3 protein-coding genes are annotated in these 3194 nt (G+C 68.2%); 1 reads left to right on the top strand and 2 read right to left on the bottom strand.

The features are described from left to right. Positions 1–79: 79 nt before the first annotated feature. The gene (locus FNH08_RS47640) at positions 80–454 is read right to left on the bottom strand and encodes a WhiB family transcriptional regulator (RefSeq protein ID WP_322726596.1); all 375 of its coding nucleotides are present in this window, start codon (positions 452–454) and stop codon (positions 80–82) included. A 163-nt stretch (positions 455–617) separates the two neighbouring features. Next, complete coding sequence (locus FNH08_RS47635; protein ID WP_322726595.1) at positions 618–1313, bottom strand: DUF1707 SHOCT-like domain-containing protein; 696 nt, start codon at positions 1311–1313, stop codon at positions 618–620. A gap of 165 nt (positions 1314–1478) precedes the next feature. On the opposite strand from FNH08_RS47635, the gene FNH08_RS47630 reads away from it, so the two are divergent. Continuing rightward, positions 1479–3146: a fumarate hydratase gene (locus FNH08_RS47630; protein WP_194238864.1), complete on the top strand. Its 1668-nt coding sequence runs from the start codon at positions 1479–1481 to the stop codon at positions 3144–3146. Positions 3147–3194 lie beyond the last annotated feature (48 nt).

Below are 3194 nucleotides of genomic sequence, written 5' to 3'. Positions count from 1 at the left end.
GTACTTCCCCGCGCCCCCAAAGCGGTGGGCGCCCTCGGTGCGGAGAGGGCGCCCTTCGGCCGGGTGAACGTGGGTGGGCTCAGGAGGCCGCGGGTACTCGGGTTGCCTGGGCTGCTTTCTTCAGTTCCAGGTCGCGGCGGCGGCGCCGGGCCAGGACCACGCGGCGCTCTGCGGCGGTGAGGCCGCCCCAGACGCCGTACGGCTCGGGTTGCAGCAGTGCGTGCTCGCGGCACTCGACCATGACGGGGCACTGTGCGCAGACCCGCTTGGCCGCCTCCTCCCGGGAGAGCCGGGCCGCGGTGGGCTCCTTCGACGGGGCGAAGAACAAGCCGGCCTCGTCTCGCCGGCACACCGCCTCCGTATGCCAGGGGGTGTCCTGATCCCTCTCTCGCACTGGCACCCGCTGGGGCGGAACGGCAGCGACCTGCAGGGACGAATGCGACGGTTGCAGCACGGTCTACTCCTGACGACGGCTTCGCGAGCGAGAGACGATGCAGCAAGCCCTACCCGTTGTGCGCGGGCCTATGCGCGGAGTTCCGAACCGCTGGATTTTGAGGGCGACATGGCGCGACGGCCGAGGAAAGCAGGCACGCCGACGCCGGAAATATTCACGAACGTCAACGATCCAGGTGTTTGCGCAAACTGTGGTCGACCTTGCGCGTCACACGGTCGATCAGGTCGGCGATCACCTTGCCCCGCTTCGGCCTCGCCTCCACGCTGCCCAGCACGGCCAGACCGTCCACATAGACCACGGGCGCGTCGGGGTCGCCCGAATCCAGCGTGTCCACCTCGAAGCTGCCGAGGACTCCGCCGCCGCTGCCGCGCAGCGAGACGTTCTCCGGGACGCGGATGTCGACGCTGCCGAAGACCGAGATCGCCTTGATCATCACCTGGCGGTACTCGAAGATCGCCTCGCTGAGGTCTATCTCGACGCTGCCGAATATCGCGTACGCGTGGATACGGCGGCCTGCCCGCCAGCGGCCCTTGCGCATCGATGCGCTGAAGACCGCGACCAGGTGCTCGTCGGGATCGACCGGAATCGCGCCGGGCGAGGGCCGGTTGGGCACCGCCGCGTAGGCCGTGGTCGCACTGCCGGTGTGGGCGGCCGGAAGATCCCGTACGAACACGTCGAGTTCGCCCACCGTCTTGGCGTTCAGCACCCCCTCCACCCGCTCGGAGTGCTCCTCCGCGGTGAGGCGGCCCTCGGCGAGGGCTTCGCGCAGGAGGTCGGCGATCCGGTCGCGGTCGGCGTCGGAGGCGCGCAGCTCCGGCGGCGACGGCGGTTCCTGGGTGGGGCGCTTCTGAAGGTCCACGGCAGCAGCATAGCCACTCGCGATAGATCGCGACTAGACCTGTGGACAACCGGCGACCGACCAACTGAGCCTTACCTCACAAGCTCACCACGGGAGGCAGGTTCTACGCTGGTGGGCGCTGCCAACGGAGGCCAGCCGCTGTCTGTCGAGTGAGGAATGGGCGACATGCCTGAGTTCGCGTACACCGATCTGCTCCCCATGGGAGAGGACACCACCCCGTACCGGCTGGTGACCTCCGAGGGTGTCACCACCTTCGAGGCCGACGGGCGCACGTTCCTCAGGGTCGAGCCGGAGGCGCTGCGCAAGCTCGCCGAGGAGGCCGTCCACGACATCCAGCACTACCTGCGCCCGGCCCACCTCGCGCAGCTGCGCCGCATCATCGACGACCCCGAGGCGTCCGGCAACGACAAGTTCGTCGCGCTGGACCTGCTGAAGAACGCGAACATCGCGGCGGCGGGCGTGCTCCCCATGTGCCAGGACACCGGCACCGCGATCGTGATGGGCAAGCGCGGGCAGAACGTGCTGACCGAGGGTCGCGACGAAGAGGCCCTGTCGCGCGGCATCTACGACGCGTACCTGAACCTCAACCTGCGCTACTCGCAGATGGCTCCGCTCACCATGTGGGAGGAGAAGAACACCGGGTCGAACCTGCCGGCCCAGATCGAGCTGTACGCCACCGACGGCGGCGCCTACAAGTTCCTCTTCATGGCCAAGGGCGGTGGCTCCGCCAACAAGTCGTTCCTCTACCAGGAGACGAAGGCGGTCCTGAACGAGGGCTCCATGATGAAGTTCCTGGAGGAGAAGATCCGTTCGCTGGGTACGGCCGCCTGTCCGCCGTACCACCTGGCGATCGTGGTGGGTGGTACGAGCGCCGAGTACGCGCTCAAGACCGCCAAGTACGCCTCCGCTCACTACCTGGACGAGATCCCGGCCGAGGGCTCGCCGCTCGGGCACGGGTTCCGGGACAAGGAGCTGGAGGAGAAGGTCTTCGAGCTGACGCAGAAGATCGGGATCGGGGCACAGTTCGGCGGCAAGTACTTCTGCCATGACGTGCGTGTGGTGCGGTTGCCGCGGCACGGCGCCTCCTGCCCCGTCGCCATCGCCGTCTCCTGCTCGGCCGACCGTCAGGCCGTCGCGAAGATCACGGCCGAGGGTGTGTTCCTGGAGCAGCTGGAGACGGATCCGGCGCGGTTCCTGCCGGAGACGACGGACGAGCACCTCGACGAGGCCGGCGATGTCGTGCGGATCGACCTCAACCAGCCGATGGACGACATCCTCGCCGAGCTGACCAAGTACCCGGTGAAGACCCGCCTTTCGCTCACCGGCCCGCTCGTCGTGGCGCGCGACATCGCCCACGCCAAGATCAAGGAGCGCCTTGACGCGGGTGAGGAGATGCCGCAGTACCTGAAGGACCACCCGGTGTACTACGCGGGGCCGGCGAAGACGCCTGAGGGTTACGCGTCGGGGTCGTTCGGGCCGACGACGGCCGGTCGTATGGACTCCTATGTCGAGCAGTTCCAGGCGGCGGGCGGGTCCAAGGTGATGCTGGCCAAGGGCAACCGGAGCAAGCAGGTCACGGACGCGTGCGGTACGCACGGTGGGTTCTACCTCGGTTCCATCGGTGGGCCCGCCGCCCGGCTCGCCCAGGACTGCATCAAGAAGGTCGAGGTCGTCGAGTACGAGGAGCTCGGCATGGAGGCCGTCTGGAAGATCGAGGTCGAGGACTTTCCGGCGTTCATCGTGGTCGACGACAAGGGCAACGACTTCTTCCAGGATCCGGCGCCTGAGCCGACGTTCACGTCGATTCCGGTGCGGGGGCCTGGGCTGGCGTAGGGCCTGCGGTGCGGCGGGGGACGGTTTTCGCCCCCGCCGCCCCTGCCC

The organism is Streptomyces spongiae (genome assembly GCF_009377185.1).
GTDB lineage: Bacteria > Actinomycetota > Actinomycetes > Streptomycetales > Streptomycetaceae > Streptomyces > Streptomyces spongiae.
Note: the sequence above shows the minus strand (reverse complement) of the source record. Positions and strands in the feature narration are given on the sequence as shown.